Source organism: gamma proteobacterium symbiont of Axiagastus rosmarus (assembly GCF_059730925.1).
In genome coordinates, this window is sequence record NZ_AP035925.1 from 2,032,371 (window position 1) to 2,048,873 (window position 16,503).

At 60.4% G+C, this 16,503-nt stretch carries 16 protein-coding genes; 15 read left to right on the top strand and 1 reads right to left on the bottom strand.

The window, feature by feature from the left end:
• Position 1: 1 nt before the first annotated feature.
• A complete protein-coding gene (sapA, locus tag AC6I8F_RS09465) occupies positions 2-1,624 on the bottom strand; it encodes an ABC transporter substrate-binding protein SapA (RefSeq protein WP_498028760.1) in 1,623 nt (540 codons plus the stop codon).
• Positions 1,625-2,023: 399 nt separating this feature from the next.
• On the opposite strand from sapA, the gene AC6I8F_RS09470 reads away from it, so the two are divergent.
• The 15 genes from AC6I8F_RS09470 (at position 2,024) to AC6I8F_RS09540 (ending at position 16,423) form a co-directional block, all read left to right on the top strand.
• Complete coding sequence (locus tag AC6I8F_RS09470) at positions 2,024-2,953, top strand: ABC transporter substrate-binding protein (protein WP_498028761.1); 930 nt, start codon at positions 2,024-2,026, stop codon at positions 2,951-2,953.
• An 83-nt stretch (positions 2,954-3,036) separates the two neighbouring features.
• Positions 3,037-4,056 (top strand): dipeptidase, encoded by a 1,020-nt coding sequence (locus AC6I8F_RS09475; RefSeq protein WP_498028794.1) that lies wholly within the window; start codon positions 3,037-3,039, stop codon positions 4,054-4,056.
• Positions 4,057-4,205: 149 nt separating this feature from the next.
• The gene (gene pqqA, locus AC6I8F_RS09480) at positions 4,206-4,277 is read left to right on the top strand and encodes a pyrroloquinoline quinone precursor peptide PqqA (protein ID WP_010617686.1); all 72 of its coding nucleotides are present in this window, start codon (positions 4,206-4,208) and stop codon (positions 4,275-4,277) included.
• 55 nt (positions 4,278-4,332) lie between these two features.
• Positions 4,333-5,259, top strand: a complete 927-nt coding sequence (gene pqqB, locus AC6I8F_RS09485) for a pyrroloquinoline quinone biosynthesis protein PqqB (protein WP_021505973.1) — start codon at positions 4,333-4,335, stop codon at positions 5,257-5,259.
• Positions 5,256-6,011 carry a pyrroloquinoline-quinone synthase PqqC gene (pqqC, locus tag AC6I8F_RS09490; RefSeq protein ID WP_021505974.1) on the top strand — a complete coding sequence of 252 codons (756 nt, stop codon included), beginning with the start codon at positions 5,256-5,258 and terminating at the stop codon, positions 6,009-6,011. The genes pqqB and pqqC overlap by 4 nt, the downstream gene beginning before the upstream one ends.
• Before the next feature lie 4 nt (positions 6,012-6,015).
• On the top strand, positions 6,016-6,294 hold the full coding sequence (pqqD, locus tag AC6I8F_RS09495) for a pyrroloquinoline quinone biosynthesis peptide chaperone PqqD (protein ID WP_394521723.1): 279 nt from the start codon (positions 6,016-6,018) through the stop codon (positions 6,292-6,294).
• The gene (pqqE, locus tag AC6I8F_RS09500) at positions 6,281-7,423 is read left to right on the top strand and encodes a pyrroloquinoline quinone biosynthesis protein PqqE (RefSeq protein ID WP_498028762.1); all 1,143 of its coding nucleotides are present in this window, start codon (positions 6,281-6,283) and stop codon (positions 7,421-7,423) included. The genes pqqD and pqqE overlap by 14 nt, the downstream gene beginning before the upstream one ends.
• Positions 7,423-9,747: a pyrroloquinoline quinone biosynthesis protein PqqF gene (gene pqqF / locus AC6I8F_RS09505; protein WP_498028763.1), complete on the top strand. Its 2,325-nt coding sequence runs from the start codon at positions 7,423-7,425 to the stop codon at positions 9,745-9,747. Before pqqE ends, pqqF begins: the two co-directional genes overlap by 1 nt.
• Before the next feature lie 123 nt (positions 9,748-9,870).
• Positions 9,871-10,221: a hypothetical protein gene (locus tag AC6I8F_RS09510; RefSeq protein WP_211726159.1), complete on the top strand. Its 351-nt coding sequence runs from the start codon at positions 9,871-9,873 to the stop codon at positions 10,219-10,221.
• A gap of 49 nt (positions 10,222-10,270) precedes the next feature.
• Positions 10,271-12,274 carry a protein-disulfide reductase DsbD family protein gene (locus AC6I8F_RS09515; protein ID WP_498028764.1) on the top strand — a complete coding sequence of 668 codons (2,004 nt, stop codon included), beginning with the start codon at positions 10,271-10,273 and terminating at the stop codon, positions 12,272-12,274.
• Positions 12,274-12,996 (top strand): DsbA family protein, encoded by a 723-nt coding sequence (locus AC6I8F_RS09520; RefSeq protein ID WP_498028795.1) that lies wholly within the window; start codon positions 12,274-12,276, stop codon positions 12,994-12,996. The genes AC6I8F_RS09515 and AC6I8F_RS09520 overlap by 1 nt, the downstream gene beginning before the upstream one ends.
• Positions 12,993-13,496: a thioredoxin domain-containing protein gene (locus tag AC6I8F_RS09525; protein WP_104186604.1), complete on the top strand. Its 504-nt coding sequence runs from the start codon at positions 12,993-12,995 to the stop codon at positions 13,494-13,496. The genes AC6I8F_RS09520 and AC6I8F_RS09525 overlap by 4 nt, the downstream gene beginning before the upstream one ends.
• A gap of 260 nt (positions 13,497-13,756) precedes the next feature.
• The gene (locus AC6I8F_RS09530) at positions 13,757-14,593 is read left to right on the top strand and encodes an MBL fold metallo-hydrolase (RefSeq protein ID WP_498028765.1); all 837 of its coding nucleotides are present in this window, start codon (positions 13,757-13,759) and stop codon (positions 14,591-14,593) included.
• Between the two features lie 115 nt (positions 14,594-14,708).
• Positions 14,709-15,131, top strand: a complete 423-nt coding sequence (locus AC6I8F_RS09535) for a DUF2231 domain-containing protein (RefSeq protein ID WP_498028766.1) — start codon at positions 14,709-14,711, stop codon at positions 15,129-15,131.
• Positions 15,128-16,423: a PQQ-dependent sugar dehydrogenase gene (locus tag AC6I8F_RS09540; protein ID WP_021505987.1), complete on the top strand. Its 1,296-nt coding sequence runs from the start codon at positions 15,128-15,130 to the stop codon at positions 16,421-16,423. The genes AC6I8F_RS09535 and AC6I8F_RS09540 overlap by 4 nt, the downstream gene beginning before the upstream one ends.
• Positions 16,424-16,503 lie beyond the last annotated feature (80 nt).

Sequence of the window (16,503 nt, forward strand, 5' to 3'; positions counted from 1 at the left end):
CTTACTCCTCGCCGTGCTCATCGCGGTAAACCCCGGCGAATGAGGCATTACCGAAGGGACTCAGCACCAGGCCTTTAATGTCGTGCCGGTAAGCCTGCAGGCGCAGCGACGATGCCAGCGGCAGCACCGGCAGCGCCTGCGCCAGCATCTGCTGGGCGCGATCGTAGCTGTCGATACGCGCCGACAGCTGCTGCGACAGCAGCGCGCGCTGCAGCGCCTCATCAAACGCCGGCGAACACCAGTGCGCATAATTGGTCTGCGAACGAATCGCCGCGCAGCTCAGCAACGGGCGGAAGAAACTGTCCGGATCGTTACTGTCGGTGGCCCAGCCGGTCAGGGTTAAATCGTGATTCATGGCCATCAGCTGTGCTTCCTGAAAACGTCCCTCGGCCGGCGCGATGGTGACGCGCACGCCCACCTGCGCCAGATCCGCCTGCAACAGCTCGGCGGTTTTAAGCGGGCTGGGGTTCCACGACATCGAGGTGGTCGGCACCACCAGGCGCAGATGCAAATCCTCAATGCCCAGCGCTTTTAATGCCTCACGCGCTTTTGCCGGATTGTATTCCGTCACGCGCGCATCATTATCGTAAGCCCACGAGGCGCGCGGCAGAATCGAGGCTGCGGTTTCCGCCGTGCCGTAATAAATCGACTCCATCAGCCGCTCGTTGTTGATTGCCAGCGCCAGTGCGTGGCGCACTTCCGGACGGTCGAGCGGCGGTTTGCGGGTGTTAAACGCCAGATAGGCGATATTCATGCCGGGACGCAGCGTCATGCGCAGGCGCGGATCGTCGCGCAGAATCGACAGCTGGCTGGCGGCCGGGTAGGCCAGTACGTCACACTCGCCGGTCAGCAATTTCGACAGGCGGCCAGTGCCGCCCACGCCGAGGTCGATCACCACCTGTTGCAGACGCGGCACGCCTTTCCAGTAGTGCGGATTGCGCGCCAGACGCAGATATTGCCCGGTACGGTACTCACTCAGCTGGAACGGGCCGGTGCCCACCGGCTGGCGATCCAGCTGTTCCTGCTGGCCTGCCGCGCTCAGCTGGCTGGCGTACTCCTGTGACAGCACCGGCGCGTAGTGGGTGGCGATATGCCACAGGAACGAAGCGTCGGGGCTGTTGAGGCGGATCTCTACCGTATCGTTATCCAGCTTCTTCACGCTCTGCACCGAGTCGGCAAACTGCAGACTGTCGAAGTAGGGATAGCTGCCGCCGTTGACGTTATGCCACGGATGCTGGCGATCGAACATGCGGGCAAAGCTGAAGACCACATCGTCGGCGTTCATTTTGCGCGTCGGCGTAAACCAGTTGGTGTGCTGGAACGAGACATCTTTGCGTAAGTGGAAGCGGTAAGTCGCGCCGTTATCGCGCACTTCCCAGCTCTGCGCCAGATCGGGGATCAGGCGATAGGTATAAGGGTCGACGTCGAGCAGGCGGTCATACAACTGTGCCGCCAGCGTATCGACCACCAGCCCGCTGCTGACCATCTGCGGGTTGAAGGTGTTAACCGTGCCGTTGACGCAATAGACAAAGCCGCTGTGGCGGATAGAGTCCGCGGGCGCGGCGAGCGCAGAGGCACTCAGGACGCTGAGACCAAGCAGCAGCGCGGGGAATAATTTTGGCATAGAACTCAACGATTCTCGGGCAATAGCGAGAGTGTATCGCAAAGCAAGCGTACTCCCCAAATCCGCCGCGTATCTGCGCTTTTTTTACCCAGCGGGCAACGGTGGTAAGCACAACCTTAGTGTGGAAATGAGAAAAATTCTCAATTAGAGCTTTACAGATGATAATAGGAATGATTATTATTCTTCTGCGCTTCGACGGTGGCTCTACCGAAGAAGAGCACGACATTGCTCACATTGCTTCCAGTATTACCTTGCCCGCACCTCGTGTTGCGGGCTTTTTTTTGCGCCCTCATCAGCCGCGCATCGTTATGTTCCTTCCGGCAATCCTCATGCGAAATCGGCATCGGTCATTTGTTACGCGCAGGGTAGTCTGGGCTTTTCATCTGCAGAGAAATGATAATGAAAAGAGTGACTTTAACGATGCTGTTACTGGCCAGCGGCAGCGTCGCGGCGCACGGCGTTACCCTGCGCATTGCCGATCAAAAGGGCAACATGCGCGCCGAGCTGGAAGCAGCGCAGCAGCTCAACGATCTCTCCTACCATATCGAATGGGCGGAATTTCCGGCCGCCGCTCCGCTGGCCGAAGCCCTGAATGCCGGGGCGGTTGATGCCGGTATTATTGGTGATGCGCCGCTGCTGTTCTCGCTGGCCGCAGGTTCGCAGGTTAAAGCGGTGGCCGTCAGCAAATCCACCCCGGCCGGGCTGGCGGTGCTGGTTGCGCCGGACTCACCCATCAAAACGCCGCGGGATCTGCGCGGTAAACGCATCGCCACCGGGCGCGGGTCGATCGGTCATTTTATCGCGCTGAAAGCGCTGGAGAGCGCCTGGCTGAGCGATAAAGCAATCAGCTGGCGCTTTCTCACGCCTGCCGATGCGCGCATTGCGCTGGCGAGTGGCTCCGTCGATGCGTGGGCAACCTGGGATCCTTACACCGCGCTGGCGGAAGTGACGCATACCGGGCGCGTGCTGATCAACGGCGTGGGGCTCTCCAGCGGCAACAGCTTCCTCGCCGCCACCGATGCGGCACTGAGTGACGCCAGTAAACGTGCGGCGTTGCAGGATTATATTAACCGGCTGGCGGCCGCTGACCGCTGGGCCAATCACCACGTTGAGGCGTATTCCGCCAGGCTGGCAAAGATCATCGGTTTTCCTCAGGAGGCTGCCGCCAAATCTTTTGCCCGACGTCAGTCACACTGGCAGAGCATTGACGACCACACCGTACAACAGCAGCAGGAAACCGCCGACTTTTATCAAAAGTACGGCCTGATTGCTCAGCCACTCGATGTCAAGCCGACCTTTTATCGCGGTCTGCAGGTGGCACAGCAGTAACCCTTTGTGCGCCGGTATTTGGCGAACAGGCGGGATGCGCGTAGCATGGCGGCATCAAATCCGTGGCGGATAACCCAATGTTAATCAAAACCTTTGATGGTCATAATGACCTGTTGCTCAACCTGTGGTTGCATCATCGCGACGATCCGGCCGCTGCCTTCTTTACCGGTATCGAAAAAGGACACCTCGATTTTCCGCGCATGCAGCAGGGCGGCTTTGCCGGTGGATTGTTTGCGCTGTTTGTGCCGCCGCAGCGCTACGTCAGCGAAAAGGCGCCGCAGCTGGCCAGTGAAGCCTGGCAGCCGCTGGAGATCCTGTGGCAGCAGCTGGAGATTCTGAAAACGCTGGTTGCCCGTTCTGACGGCCGGGCGCGCCTCTGCCTCAGCACCGCCGATATCGCCGCCTGCCGGCGCGATGGCATACTGGCAATGGTGGCGCACATTGAGGGCGCGGACGGTTTTGACGGCGACGGCGCCGATCTTGCCGCCTTCTGGCAGGCGGGCGTGCGTAGCATCGGTCCGTTCTGGAATCTGGAAAATCGCTTTGGCGCTGGCGTCACCGGCGCATTTCCCGGTTCGCCGGATAGCGGTCCGGGGCTGACTGCCGATGGCGAGCGGCTGATCGCGCTGGCGAATCAGCAGCGCATGATGATCGACGTGTCGCACATGAATGAAAAAGCGTTCTGGGACACGGCCCGGCTCTCATCCGCGCCGCTGGTCGCCAGCCACTCGAATGCGCACGCGCTGTGCGCGCAGCCGCGCAACCTTACCGACGACCAGCTGCGGGCGATTCGCGATAGCGGTGGCGTGGTCGGCATTAATTTCGGCAACGCCTTTCTGCTCGCCGACGGTAAGCGCGACGATGATGGCGGCTTGATCGAAATTGTTAAACACTGTGAGCATCTGATGACTATTATGGGAAGCGATCACGTTGCGCTGGGGTCGGATTTTGACGGCATCAGCGTGCCCGCAGAGCTTAAAGATGTCACCGGTTTGCCGCGGCTGTATGCGCTGATGCGCAGTCTCAACTATGATCAGGCATTGCTGGAACAACTTGCCTGGGGCAACTGGCAGCGGGTATTGCACCAAATCTGGCAGGCCTAAGTGTATTTCCTTACGCAATCAGGGTTGATCTGCTCGCTACATTGGCGCAACATCGCCCCGCGTTATCCATTGCTGGCGGAAGCTTTGTTTCTGTCGCAATGTTTTTAGCAGAGCCTGCTCTGCGTTTTAAGACTATGAGGAAGAATATTATGTGGAAAAAACCTGAGTTTGTTGACCTGCGTCTGGGCCTGGAAGTAACGCTGTACATCTCCAACCGCTAAGACGTCCTGCCCGCCGTTCGTGCGGGCATTTTCTTTTCCTGCTTCGGTCCTTCACATGTTTATTAAAGTCCTCGGTTCGGCGGCTGGCGGTGGCTTTCCGCAGTGGAACTGTAACTGCGCCAACTGCAGCGGGCTGCGTAACGGCACGCTCCAGGCGCAGGCGCGCACCCAATCCTCAATCATTGTTAGCGATAACGGTACCGACTGGGTGTTGTGCAACGCTTCGCCGGACATCAGCCAGCAAATCGCCCGGACACCGGAACTGGTGAAACACGGCGTGCTGCGCGGAACGGCGATTGGCAGCATTATTTTGACCGACAGCCAGATCGATCACACCACCGGTCTGCTGAGCCTGCGTGAGGGCTGCCCGCATCAGGTATGGTGCACGCCGGAAGTGCATGCCGACCTCACCAGCGGCTTCCCGATTTTTACCATGCTGCAGCACTGGAACGGCGGCCTGCAGCATCGTGCGCTTACGCCGCTTGAGCCGTTTCGCGTTGACGTCTGCGCCAGTCTGCAATTCACCGCCATTCCGATTCTCAGCAATGCGCCACCGTATTCGCCGTATCGCGATCGTCCGCTGCCGGGACATAACGTGGCGCTGTTTATCGAAAACACCGCCAGCGGGCAGACGCTGCTGTATGCGCCGGGCCTCGGCGAACCGGATGCGGTGATTATGCCGTGGCTGCAAAAAGCCGACTGCCTGCTGATCGACGGCACCGTGTGGCAGGATGATGAGCTGCTGACCACCGGCGTCGGCAAAAATACCGGCAAAGCTATGGGCCATCTGGCGCTGGCGGAAGAGCAGGGGCTGATGGCGCTGCTGGCCGCGCTGCCGGCCAGACGCAAAATTCTGATTCACATTAACAACACCAATCCGATTCTCAACGAGCATTCGCCGCAGCGCCAGTTCCTGACGCAGCAGGGCATTGAAGTGAGCTGGGACGGCATGGCGATTCATTTGCAGGAGTCCGCATCGTGATCATTACCGAGGCGTTGTCACCCGAAGCCTTTGAACAGGCGCTGCGTGCCAAAGGCGCGTATTACCATATTCACCATCCTTACCATATCGCGATGCACAACGGTGCCGCGACGCGCGAGCAGATTCAGGGCTGGGTGGCGAACCGTTTTTACTATCAGACCAATATTCCGCTGAAAGATGCGGCGATCATGGCCAACTGTCCGGATCCGGCAACGCGCCGTAAATGGGTACAGCGTATCCTCGATCACGACGGTCGTAACGGTGAGGAAGGCGGCATTGAAGCCTGGCTGCAGCTGGGAGAAGCGGTTGGTCTCGATCGCAAAGTCTTGCTGTCAGAGAAGCTGGTGTTGCCAGGCGTACGGTTTGCCGTTGATGCCTATGTCAACTTTGCGCGTCGCGCCAACTGGCAGGAAGCGGCGTGCAGCTCGCTCACCGAGCTGTTTGCCCCGCAGATTCATCAGTCACGCCTCGACAGCTGGCCGCAGCACTATCCGTGGATCAAAGAGGAAGGCTATTTCTACTTCCGCAGCCGCCTGAGCCAGGCGAACCGCGATGTGGAACATGGCCTGGCGCTGGCGCTGGAAGTCTTTACCAGCGCTGAGCAGCAGAACCGTATGCTGGAGATCCTGCAGTTTAAACTCGACATTCTCTGGACCATGCTGGATGCCATGACCATGGCATACGCGCTGCAGCGTCCGCCGTACCACACGGTGACCGATCAGGTCGCCTGGCACAGTACAAGACTGGTGTAATCACATGAAAGAGACTCTGATTCCGGTGTTTCGCCGCGGCTATCGTCTGCAATGGGAAGCCGCGCAGGACAGCCACGTAGTGCTTTACCCGGAAGGGATGGCGAAGCTGAATGAAACCGCTGCCGCCATTCTGGAACTGGTAACCGGCAAGCAGGATGTGGCGGCCATTATCGCCACGCTCAATGCGCGTTTTCCGGAAGCGGGCGGCGTCGATGATGACGTCAAAGACTTCCTGCAATCGGCCATTGAACAGAAGTGGATCCAGTGTCGTGAACCCGAATAAACCTGGCGTGAATGCGCCGCTTTGGCTGCTGGCGGAGCTGACTTATCGCTGCCCGCTGCAGTGCCCTTACTGCTCGAACCCGCTGGATTTTTCGCAGCAGGAACAGGAGCTGAGCACCGAACAGTGGATTGAGGTGTTCCGCCAGGCACGCGCCATGGGCAGCGTGCAGCTGGGCTTTTCCGGTGGGGAACCGCTGACGCGCAAAGATCTGCCGGAGCTGATTCGCGCCGCGCGCGATCTGGGTTTTTACACCAACCTGATCACCTCCGGCATTGGCCTGACGGAGAAAAAGCTCGACGCCTTCGCCGACGCCGGGCTGGATCACATCCAGATCAGTTTCCAGGCGAGCGATGAAACGCTGAACGCCGCGCTGGCCGGTTCGCAGAAGGCGTTTAAGCAGAAGCTGGCGATGGCAAAAGCGGTGAAAAAGCACGGCTACCCGATGGTGCTGAACTTCGTGCTGCATCGTCATAACATCGACCAGATCGATAAAATCATCGATCTGTGTATTGAGCTGGAGGCGGATGATGTCGAACTGGCCACCTGTCAGTTCTACGGCTGGGCACATCTTAACCGTCAGGGATTACTGCCAACGCGCGAGCAGATTGCCCGCGCCGAAGCGGTGGTTGCGCGCTACCGTGAGCGCATGGGCAGCAGCGGTAATCTCACCAATCTGCTGTTCGTCACGCCGGATTACTACGAAGAGCGACCCAAACCCTGTATGGGCGGCTGGGGATCGATATTTCTCAGCGTGACGCCGGAAGGTACGGCGTTACCCTGTCACAGCGCGCGCCAGCTGCCGGTGCAGTTCCCTTCAGTACTGGAGCAGAGCCTGGAGGATATCTGGTACAACTCGTTTGGCTTCAATCGCTATCGCGGCTTCGACTGGATGCCGGAACCGTGCCGCTCATGCGATGAGAAAGAGAAAGATTTCGGCGGTTGCCGCTGCCAGGCATACATGCTGACCGGCGATGCCGACAACACCGACCCGGTGTGCAGCAAGTCGCCGCATCATGGAAAAATTCTTGAGGCACGCCGCGAAGCCAGCTGCAGCGATACCAAAATCGCCCAGCTGCAGTTCCGCAACCGCAGCAATTCTGAGCTGATTTTCAAACAGCGGGTCACCTGATGTGCGAACGCAGCCTGACGCTGGCTAACGGTCTGCGCTGTCATCTGTCGCACCAGCCCGACGCGCGGGAAAGCGCGGCGCTGGTGCGCGTCGGCGCGGGCAGCCTGCACGAACCCGATCGCTGGCCCGGCCTGGCGCATCTGCTGGAACATCTCCTGTTTTGCGGCAGCGCTGGCTTTACCGGTGACGAGCGCCTGATGCCGTGGCTGCAGCAACAGGGTGGTCAGGTGAATGCCACCACGCAACTCAGCCGCAGTGCCTGGTTCTTCCTGCTGCCGGCGCAGGCGCTGCCGGCGGGCGTGGCAAGGCTGGCAGATATGCTGGCTGCGCCACTGCTGACCGGTACGGCGATTACGCAGGAAGCGGCGGTCATTGAGGCAGAATATCAGCTGCTGCGGCATCATGCCGAAACGCTGAGTGAAGCAGCGCTGCTCGACGCAGCTGGTGGCGCACTGCGCCGCTTTCGCGTCGGGAGCGCAGCGTGCTTTGGTGACAACGTAACGGAACTGCAGCAGGCGCTGAGGCTGTTTCATCAGCAGCATTTTGTCGCCGCCAACCAGCAACTGTGGCTGAGCGGACCGCAATCGCTGGATGAATTACAGCAGCTGGCCGAGGCGTTTGCTGTTCGCCAGTCAGGCGGTGCGGCGTACTCCTTATTGCCAGCCATTTCCTTGCTGGAGCCTGTTGAAACGCTCATCCAGCTTCCCGATGAAGAGTCATTCTGGCTTAGCCTGTTTATCACCGGCGAAGAGAACGCTTTGCGTGACAATGTCACATTGCTGGAGGCTTTCTGGCAGGATGAAGCTCCTGGCAGCCTGATGGCGCAGCTGCGCAGCGAGAAACTGTGCGCATCGCTGCAGTGTGAATGGCTGTGGCAGAGCGCCGATCATAGCTGGCTGGCGTTGCGCTTCTGTGCGCCAGTGCTGTCAGCGTCGGCAGCAAGACGCATTGAACAGCTCTTCTGGCAGCATCTGCGTGCGGTGCGCGCCGCCACGCCAGCGCAGCATCGTCACTATTTGCAACTGGCACAGCAGGATTTCGCTGCGCTGTCGCCGCTGACGCAGTTGCGTGGACGGGCGCTGGGATCGGCGCCGTCAGCTGACGTTCCCGCAGATTTCACCGGTTTCATCGCCGCGCTGCCACAGGCTTCGTGCACGCGGCTGCTGACGCAGCGACAGCTGTCCGCCGTGCCTTATACCACGCAGGGATTCTGCCTGCAGCGCGCGCCATGGCCACCGACCGCGGCTGGCCCGGTCGCGCCGGTTAACTGGTCATTTTATCCGTGCGCTGACGTCCTGCATTTGCCGGAACTCCCGGTAAATGGCGCGCCGTTGCTGCGCGTAAGTCCGGTGCAGCCGCAGGGAACGCTGCTGGTGCGCCCGGCGTTTTATCACACCCTGAGTGACGAGGCGGCGCTAAGCTGGCAGCAGCAGCTGCGCCCACGGCTTGCCGCACTGCGCCATGCCGGTGGCAGCGGACGCTGGCAACAGCAGCAGGGCGTCTGGCTACTGGTGATTGATCTGCCTGACGATGCAATGCCCGCGCTGCAACAGCTGCCTGGCGTGCTGGCGGCGCTGAATGCACCGGTGCTGCCGCAACCGCACCGCGCTGCACAAAGTGTTGTGATTCGTCAGTTGCTGGAAGCGCTACCGCAGCAGCTGCTGGCCCCGGCTGCGCATCCTGCATGGCAGGCCGCCTGGTGCGGCCACAGCGAAAGCGTCAGTCAGCACGCCGCGCACGGGTTGAGCGAGGTGGTTCAGACTCAGCCTGCGCCGGCGCGCGCGGCTGCGCTGCAGCACGGCGTCAGCGCGCTGCGCTGTGCGGCAAACGATCAGGCCTTGTTGCTGTTTATTCCGCTGCCCGCTGCCGATGATGCCAGCCTCGCGGCGCTGCGTGCGCTGGCGCTGATGTTTGAACCACGCTTCTTTCAGCGGCTGCGGGTCGGGCAACAGATTGGCTATGTGGTGTCAGCGCGCTACCAGCGCGTGGCGGATGTGGATGGACTGCAGCTGGCGCTGCAATCACCGTCCATTGGCTGGCGCACGTTGCTGCAACACTGCAAAGCGTTTTTGCGCGACATGGTGAGTGAACTCGCCGCCATCAACGATGAAACGCTGCAGGGCTGGCAGACGACGCTACTGGCGCAGTGCCAGCCACACCAGAACGCCGACGCCGCCAGTGAGGCACTGCGGAAACAGCAGGGACTGCCGGTGCTTACGCCAGAAGCGATCGCCGCGCTCACGTTACCCCAGCTGCAGCGGCTGCATCAGCGCCTGCTGCGCGAACGCCGCCGCTGGCGCTTGCTGATTAATCAACGTGAATAATTTCTCCCTCTCTACAGTAGTCAGCACGATCCCGCTGGCATAAAGACAAAAGTTTACACAGCAGGGGTTGGTGTTTCTGCTGCTTTTGCATAAACTGGCCGCACTTTTCTCTGAGGCTGTGGCATGACGATATCGCCCCAACGCGCAAAATGGATTCTGGCACTGGTTTGTCTGGTGCTGGCATTTTGTCTCGTCCAGCGCAGCTTCAATCTCCCGACCCAGCCTGTCGTTAGCATTACTGTTCACAGCGCCGCCGTTGATGACGGTGCCAGCAGTGATAAACCCTGTGCGCTGGGCGCTAAGTCACTCAGCGGCAGCGCGCCGCTGCTCGATACCGCGCTGCCGTTCCTCGTACTGCTGCTGGCGTTGATCGCCACGCTCTTCCAGACCTCGTCTGCCACTGTCTGTCGACGTGAACCGCTGTTTGTGCCGCTGCGACGGCGCCATCTCACGCTCTGCGTCTTCCGGGAATAACACCACGCGATCCACCGCGTAAACCCTGTTATTCACCGGAGAAACGATTATGACATTCCTGATCAGGAGCCTGCTGCTCCTCGTGGCGAGCTGCGCGCTGACCGTGCAAGCCGCCGATACGGGCTGGCTGCGCAATGCGCAAAACAGCCACGCCGAAGTGCGCCTGCGCGCCGCGCCGCAGGGCGATCACCTGCAACTGCTGCTGGATATTCGCCTGCAGCCGGGCTGGAAAACCTACTGGCGTTCGCCGGGCGAAGGCGGCGTCGCGCCGGAAATCCGCTGGCAAACGCCGGATGTCAACGCCCGCTGGTCGTGGCCTGTGCCAGCGCGCTTTGACGTCAGCGGCCTCACCACGCAGGGCTACAAAGGCAACGTTACGCTGCCCATCGTGCTCGAATCTGCCCCGCAGGGCACGCTGGCCGGCACGCTGACGCTGTCCACCTGTAGCGACGTCTGCATTCTGACGGACTTTCCGTTCCAGCTCGATCTCTCGCAGCCCGCCAGTCCGGATTTTGCGCGTGACTTCGCCCAGGCGATGGGGCAGATCCCGGCTGACAGCGGACTGACCGATCAGCTTGATGCCAGCTTCGTTGATGGCACGCTGCAAATCCGGGCGCAGCGTCAGCAGGGCTGGCAGCAGCCGGAACTGTTCTTTGATTATCCGCAGGGCAGCATGCTGGCGGCGCCGCAAATCAGCGTTCAGGGCGAGACGCTGACTGCCCGCGTGGCGGTGAGCGATGAATGGGGCGAGGCTGCGCCGGACCTGCGCGGTAAAGCGCTGTCGTTGGTTATCGCTGACGCCGGTATCGCTCAGCAAAGCCAGCTGACCCTTGGTCATCAGCCGCTGTTTTCTCCCTCTGCCGGAAACGCCACGCTGTGGTCGGTAGTGCTGCTGGCGCTGCTCGGCGGGCTGATTCTCAACCTGATGCCCTGCGTGCTGCCGGTGCTGGCGATCAAACTGAGCAGTCTGGTGCAGCAGCAGGGACAGACGCAACGCCAGACGCGTCAGCAGTTTCTCGCGTCCAGCGCCGGTATTCTGTTCTCTTTCCTGCTGCTGGCGCTGCTGATGACCGTGCTACGGCTCAGCGGTCAGGCGCTGGGCTGGGGCATTCAGTTTCAGAGCAGCGGCTTTCTGCTGGTGATGGTGCTGGTGATGTTCCTGTTCAGCGCCAGTCTGTTCGATCTGCTGCATTTCCGCCTGCCTTCCGGCCTGACTACCCGGCTGGCGACGCACGGCGGTGCCGGTCTGGCAGGGCATTTTGGCCAGGGGGCCTTTGCTACGCTGCTGGCGACGCCGTGCAGCGCACCGTTTCTTGGCACCGCCGTCGCCTATGCGCTGACCGCGCCGCTGCCGCAGCTGTGGCTGCTGTTTGTCGCGCTCGGCGTCGGCATGAGTCTGCCGTGGCTGCTGGTTGCGGCGCTGCCGGGCATGGCGCGCTGCCTGCCGCGCCCGGGGCGCTGGATGCTGCATCTGCGCACGCTGCTGGGGCTGCTGATGCTGCTGGCAACGCTGTGGCTGGTGACGCTGCTGATTCCCCACTGGGGCAGCACCGTCGCCATTCTGCTGGCGGCCATCCTTATGCTGGCGCTGACGGGCTGGCTAATCGCACGCCGCGCGCTGCCGCAGGCAGGTCTGGTGTTCATTACCGTGACGCTGGCGGGCGCGCTGTTACTGCTGACGCGCCTCTCCCCGGAAGAAGAATCGCTGGTGTGGCAACCACTGACCGAAGCCGCCATCAATCAGGCGCTGGAGCAGGATAAGCGCGTCTTTGTCGATGTCACCGCTGACTGGTGCATCACCTGCAAAGTGAATAAATCACGGGTGCTGAATCAGCCTGACGTGCGTGCCGCCCTCGGCGCAGAGGATGTGGTGCTGCTGCGCGGTGACTGGACACAACCGGATCCGGCCATCGGCGAGTTCCTGCGCCGCCGCGATCGCGTAGCGATTCCCTTTAACCAGATTTACGGCCCGGCACTGCCGCAAGGCCAGATTTTATCGCCGTTATTAAGTCGTGATGCGGTGATTTCAACACTCTCTGAGGCAAAAAAATGATGAAAAAATCCCTGTTACTTTCGCTGATGTTACTGGCAGCACCCGCCCTGGCCGCCGCGCCATTTACCCCTGAGCAGGAGGCGCGCATCAAACAGCTGATTCGCGAAACCCTGGTGCAAAATCCGGCGATTCTGGCAGAAGCCGCCGACGCATTTGATAAAGAAGCCGCGCGCCAGCAGCAAAACGTGGTTGCGCAGATGGTAGAGAAAAACCGCGCGGCGCTGTTTAACGATGCCGGCTCACCGCGCATCGGTGCCAAAAAACCGGCACTGACGCTGGTCTATTTCACCGACTACAACTGCGTCTTTTGCAAAAAGTTTGAGGCGGATATCGAAAAACTGCTGCACAACTATCCGCAGGTGGCGGTGGTACTGAAGCCGCTGCCGTACCGCGCTGAAAGCTCGCTCAGTTCGGCGCGTCTGGCGCTGACGGTGTGGGAGCAGCAGCCGAATAACTTTCTTAAGCTGCATGAACGGCTGATGGCAAAGAAAGGCAACCATGATGAAGCCAGCATCGCCGCCGCGCTCGACAAAAGTGGCATTAGCCTGTCGGCGCCGAGCTCCGCCAGCCTCGACACCATCAACCTCAACCTGACGCTGGCGCAGCAGCTGGGTGTGCAGGGTACGCCCGCCACGCTGGTGGGCAATCAGCTGATCAGCGGGGCAGTGCCTTATGCACAGCTGGAAGCCGCGGTAAAAGGTGCGCTGCAGGCTCAGCCATGAGCCGGGTAACGCGCTGGCTGCGTGAAGGCGTGCTGTTGGTGCTGATGGCAGCGGCGCTGCTGCTGGCCATGGACTGGCTGCGTGCACCGCAGCTGCCCGCGGATGTGGCCCGGCAGCCGCTCAGCGCGCTGCAGGGCGAGGTGAACCTGGCGACGCTGAGCCAGCAGCGGCCGGTGCTGGTTTACGTCTGGGCCAGCTGGTGTGGCGTGTGCAAACTCACCACACCGACGGTGGCCGCGCTCAGTCAGCACGGCACGCAGGTGGTCAGTGTGGCTCTGCGATCCGGCAGCGATGCGCGCGTTGCCACCTGGCTGGATAAAAAAGGAGTACGGGGATTCGCCGTCAATGATGAAAGCGGGGCGCTGGGACAGCGCTGGCAAATCAGCGCCACGCCGACGTTCATCGTGCTGCATCAGGGCAAGGTGGTCAGCACCAGCAGCGGCTGGACCAGCAGCTGGGGGCTGAAGCTGCGCCTGTGGTGGGCGGCGCGCGTTGCCTGATTAATCAATAACGGTTAACCGACCGCGTTAAATAACCGTAGCGTGAATAACCTTGCGCTGCGGTTATTTTTTTGCTCATTAAAAACTACAATCTCAATATTTCAATGCATTGAAATTAAATGAGTAATAAATAAAGTAATAAATGAATGGCTCTGGTTTATTTGCAATTGCCATCATCATGGCACATATATGTTTAATCACTTTTTTATTTATTCATTTAATAACGGCGCGCTCGCGCCATTTTATTTTGGGGGAGAACAATGCGAATTCATCACCTCAACTGTGGCTGCATGTGCCCGCTCGGTGGCGCACTATTCGACGGTTTCAGCAAAGGTCCGTTTGCTGAACTGGTGTGCCACTGCTTACTGCTGGAAACTGACCGTCACGGTTTAATCCTTGTGGATACCGGTCTGGGCACGCAGGACATGCGCCATCCTGACCGCCGCCTGTCGGGCTTTTTCCGCGCGCTGAATAATATTTGCTATAACGAGCAGCTCAGCGCGCTGGCACAGATTCAGCTGCTGGGTTTTCGCCCGGAAGATGTGCGCCACATTATTCTGACCCACCTCGATTTTGACCACGCCGGCGGCATCAGTGATTTTCCGGCCGCCCGCATTCATCTGCTGCAGCGTGAACTGGATACCGTAACCCAGGCGGGCGATAGCAGCTGGCTGGCGCGTCAGCGGTTTCGCCCGCAGCAGTGGACAGCGCACGATGGCTGGCGCGGCTACGCCAGCGGCGGCGAGCGCTGGTATGGCTTTGATGCGGTGAAGGCGGTCGACGATCTCAGCGATGAGATTCTGCTGGTGCCGCTGCCGGGACATACGCTGGGCCATGCGGGCGTGGCGATTCGTCACCAGGGCGGCTGGCTGCTGCATGGCGGCGACGCCTGGTTTTATCGCGGTGAAATGTACCACAGCCAGCGCCACTGTACGCCGGGCCTGCGCGCCTATCAGCGCCTGATGTGCAGTGACCGCGCCGCATGGCACAGCAATCAGCAGCGGCTGCGTGAACTGTCACTGCAGCACGCGCAAGAGGTGCAACTGTTCTGCAGCCACGACGCACAGGAACTGAACCAGTTCCGTCGGCACGGTTAACTTTTTGTGCGGGCTGTGCGCATGACTCTTTATCTTTACTAATATTTCTCAGGCGTGCGAAGCGATGCCTGGCCGGATCGCTCTCGCCTGGAAAAACTGTGATAGGGAGAGTGCGATGTACCATACCTCGGGACGCTCGGTTGTTGGCGTGACGCTGTTTACCCTGCTTGAGCCGTTGCCGCTGGGCTTTTTCTTTGCTGCCTGGCTGTTTGATATTATCTATCTGCAAACCTTCATCGTCATGTGGACCAAAGCCGCCAGCTGGCTGATAGCCATCGGGCTGGTGCTGGCGATTGTGCCGCGACTAATCAGCCTGATTCATTTATTCCGTGGCGCACCTGCCGCAGAGAAAACCCATTTCTGGCTGTCGCTGCTGGCGATCGTGCTGGCCATCGTCAACGCATTCATTCACAGCCGCGATGCCTATGCGGTGGTGCCGATGGGCGTGACGCTCTCCACCCTGGTGGTGGTGGTGGTGCTGATAGCGAATCTGCAGCTGGCGCTGCGCGAGCGTCGTTTACAGGGAGGTCGCCCATGAAATTTCGTGTTATGAGTGCGCTGGGAATTGCGGTACTGCTGAGCGCCTGCGACAGCGGATCGGACCTCGATCCGCAACGGCAAATCGGCCCTGATCCGCAGCTGCCGCAGGCCAAAAACTTCTTTATGCCGCCGATGCAGGTGCCGGAAGGCACCGCGTGGAAAGAGGGCGAGACACCAAAAGTGGCCGACGGCCTGAAGATCGAGAAAATCCCGGCCAGCCTGATGCACCCGCGTCAGCTGTATGTGCTGCCGAATGGCGACGTGCTGGTGGCAGAAGCCAACGGGGTTAAAAACCCGGTCACGGCACCGAAAGAATTGATCATGAGCCTGGTGCAGAAATCTTCCGGCAAAGGTGGCCCGGGCGGCAACCGCATCACGCTGCTGCGCAACGTTAACGGCAAGTGGGAACAGCACCGGTTCATCGAAAACCTCAATGCGCCGTTTGGCATGCAGCTGATTGGCAATACGCTGTATGTGGCTAACGCCGACAGCCTGGTGAAATTCCCTTACCAGACCGGCGAAACCGAAATCCGTACGCCGCCGGAAGAGGTGACGTCGCTGCCGGGCGGTGAGCTGAATCACCACTGGACCAAAGCGCTGCTCGCCAGTCCGGACGGCAGCAAACTGTACGTCGGTGTCGGCTCCAACAGTAACATCACCGAGAACGGCATCGGCGCAGAGTATGGCCGCGCGGCGGTGTGGGAAGTGGACGCCGCAACCGGTGCCAGCCGCATCTATGCCAGCGGCATCCGCAATCCTACCGGTCTGCAGTGGGAGCCGCAAAGCGGCAAGCTGTGGGCCATCGCCAACGAGCGTGACGAAATCGGGTCGGATCTGGTGCCGGATTACCTGACCTCCGTGCAGGACAAAGGTTTCTACGGCTGGCCGTACAGCTACTTTGGTCAGCACGTCGACGAGCGCGCGCAACCGCAGCGGCCGGATCTGGTCGCGAAAGCCATCAAACCGGACTATGCGCTGAGCTCACACGTGGCACCGCTCGGCCTGCTGTTCTATGGCGCGGATAATATGCCGCAGTACCGCGGCGGCGCGTTCATCAGTGAACACGGCAGCTGGAACCGCACGCCGCTCAACGGCTATAAAGTGATTTGGGTGAAATTTGAAAACGGCAAACCGGTCGGGCAACCGCAGACGGTGGTGTCAGGATTCCTCACCGACGATCAGAAGCAGGTACGCGGTTTGCCGGTAGGACTGGCGACGGATAATCAGGGCGGGGTGTTGATTGCCGACGATGCCGGCAACGCGATCTGGCGTATCAGCGCCGCACAGTAGGGTCATCGCAGGCAATAAAAAAGGATTTGGCCAGGTCGCCAAATCCTTTTTTTATGTTCGTCACCCGGCTGGTAACCGCG

Bases quoted from the DNA above. Each gene is read 5' to 3' on its own strand.
- sapA (WP_498028760.1), bottom strand. From the start codon at position 1,624: ATGCCAAAATTATTCCCCGCGCTGCTGCTTGGTCTCAGCGTCCTGAGT.
- AC6I8F_RS09470 (WP_498028761.1), top strand. From the start codon at position 2,024: ATGAAAAGAGTGACTTTAACGATGCTGTTACTGGCCAGCGGCAGCGTC.
- pqqB (WP_021505973.1), top strand. From the start codon at position 4,333: ATGTTTATTAAAGTCCTCGGTTCGGCGGCTGGCGGTGGCTTTCCGCAG.
- pqqD (WP_394521723.1), top strand. From the start codon at position 6,016: ATGAAAGAGACTCTGATTCCGGTGTTTCGCCGCGGCTATCGTCTGCAA.
- pqqF (WP_498028763.1), top strand. From the start codon at position 7,423: ATGTGCGAACGCAGCCTGACGCTGGCTAACGGTCTGCGCTGTCATCTG.
- AC6I8F_RS09510 (WP_211726159.1), top strand. From the start codon at position 9,871: ATGACGATATCGCCCCAACGCGCAAAATGGATTCTGGCACTGGTTTGT.
- AC6I8F_RS09515 (WP_498028764.1), top strand. From the start codon at position 10,271: ATGACATTCCTGATCAGGAGCCTGCTGCTCCTCGTGGCGAGCTGCGCG.
- AC6I8F_RS09520 (WP_498028795.1), top strand. From the start codon at position 12,274: ATGAAAAAATCCCTGTTACTTTCGCTGATGTTACTGGCAGCACCCGCC.
- AC6I8F_RS09525 (WP_104186604.1), top strand. From the start codon at position 12,993: ATGAGCCGGGTAACGCGCTGGCTGCGTGAAGGCGTGCTGTTGGTGCTG.
- AC6I8F_RS09530 (WP_498028765.1), top strand. From the start codon at position 13,757: ATGCGAATTCATCACCTCAACTGTGGCTGCATGTGCCCGCTCGGTGGC.
- AC6I8F_RS09535 (WP_498028766.1), top strand. From the start codon at position 14,709: ATGTACCATACCTCGGGACGCTCGGTTGTTGGCGTGACGCTGTTTACC.
- AC6I8F_RS09540 (WP_021505987.1), top strand. From the start codon at position 15,128: ATGAAATTTCGTGTTATGAGTGCGCTGGGAATTGCGGTACTGCTGAGC.